This is a genomic window from Actinosynnema sp. (assembly GCF_052038725.1).
The window spans coordinates 1-1557 of the sequence record NZ_JBQGCX010000470.1 but is presented as its reverse complement, the minus strand read 5'-3'; the positions used below and the strand labels follow the sequence as shown (position 1 = coordinate 1557).

The window sequence follows — 1557 nt, the reverse complement described above, 5'->3', positions numbered from 1 at the left end:
GGATCAGGGCGTCGCGCCCACCACGCAGCTGTAGCCGATCTCGAGCGCGCCGCCGGCCGGTAGCGTCGGCACCACCAGTCCCGCGCCCTGCAGCGCGCCGATGGTCGGCGAGGCCGGGCACACCGCGCCGCCGCTGGCGCTACACGACAGCGTCGCCGCACTGCAGTCCAGACCGTCCACCGCGGGGTCGCGCACCACCGCCCCGCTGCCATCCACGCCGTCCAGGTGCTCGACGCGCAGGGTGTAGCCCACGCTGTCGCCGTCGGTCGCGGCGTCGGTCGAGGCGGTCTTCTCGATCGCCAGATCGAGATCGTCGTCGATCAGGGTCCAGGTCGCCTGGGCGATCGCCGCCGCGCCGCAGGTCTGGGTGGAATTGAGCAGGTAGTCGTCGGGACTCGGCTGCAGGGTCAGTTCCACGGTGCGATCGCCGTCGACGATCGCGTTGCCCAGTGCCACCAGCCCGAGCGGTCGCACGGTGTCGCCGTCGTAGGTGCCTCTCGGCACCAACACGCTGAAGCTCGTGCCGCCGCCGGGGGTGGTGTAGTCGGTGCCCAGCTCCGCGGTGCCGCCGGTGACCGCCACCTCGATGTTGAGATCGGTGTCGAGGGTGCCGACGATGCGCAGCACCGGCACGCCGTCGGCGGTGCCTTCCACGGTCTCGAAGCCGGTGCCGGTGAGCTCGATGAACGGCTTGAGGAAGACCTGGATGTCGTCGAGGAAGTTGCCCGTGGTGGCCGCGCCCGACAGTGCCTCGAAGCCGATGTTGGTCACCCCGCCGGCGCCGTTGTAGCCGAACCGGCCCTGGTAGTCGCGCCAGCCGTCGGGGCCGGCGGCGGACGTGGCACTGCCCTGGGACACGGTGAGGACGCCGCCGCTGCCGGTGTTGGTGGTGCCCACGTGGACGATGGGCGCCGTGTCCAGCAGGAAGCGCATCTGGTCCTGCGTGGTGGCACTGGCACGGCCGCGATGGCTGAAGCTCCAGCGCACCACGTCGCCGGGCACCAGGCAGACGTTCTGCGAGATGCGCGAGAGGAAATGCGCGTTCAGTTCGGCCAACTGCGAACCGGTGCGCGCGTTGACCGTCAGCCCGGCGTTGGTGCGCGGCGTGCGCCACAGTTCGAGGATGGGGGCGCTGGCCGTGCTGAAGCCCGGCGGGACCACGCAGCCACCGACGTTCTCCTGCGCGTAGGGCTGGTGGTTGGTCGTCCACCCCGGCACGAACTGCTGGTCGATGTAGACCCGGCAGCCGGTGGTCTGCAGGTTCGGCTCTTCGAAGCTGAGGTTGATGAAGCTGCGCTGGATTGCACTCACCCCGACCTGGGCGGACGCGCCGGGCGCGGCGAAGGCGGCCAGCACGGCGACCAGGGCGGTGACCGGCAGGAGGCCCGGCTGGCGGGCGGCGGCGGTGTGGAGATGTTTCATGTTCGAACCCTTGCGTATCCGGTGCGGGGCGCGCGTGGCGCCGGGCGTCAGTAGCTGCCCACGAAATTGACGAACCAGCCCTTGTGGTCGTAGTCGAAGTCGGTGAGGTCGTCGCTGAAGTCGGTGAAGTTGTAG

At 70.3% G+C, this 1557-nt stretch carries 1 protein-coding gene; it reads right to left on the bottom strand.

Translation table 11 applies throughout. The features are described from left to right. Positions 1–3: 3 nt before the first annotated feature. A complete protein-coding gene (locus ACTUAL_RS09515; RefSeq protein WP_440900000.1) occupies positions 4–1422 on the bottom strand; it encodes a hypothetical protein in 1419 nt (472 codons plus the stop codon). Between the last annotated feature and the right edge of the window lie 135 nt (positions 1423–1557).

Coding starts and splice junctions, on each gene's coding strand:
- ACTUAL_RS09515 (WP_440900000.1), bottom strand. CDS start 1,422: ATGAAACATCTCCACACCGCCGCCGCCCGCCAGCCGGGCCTCCTGCCG.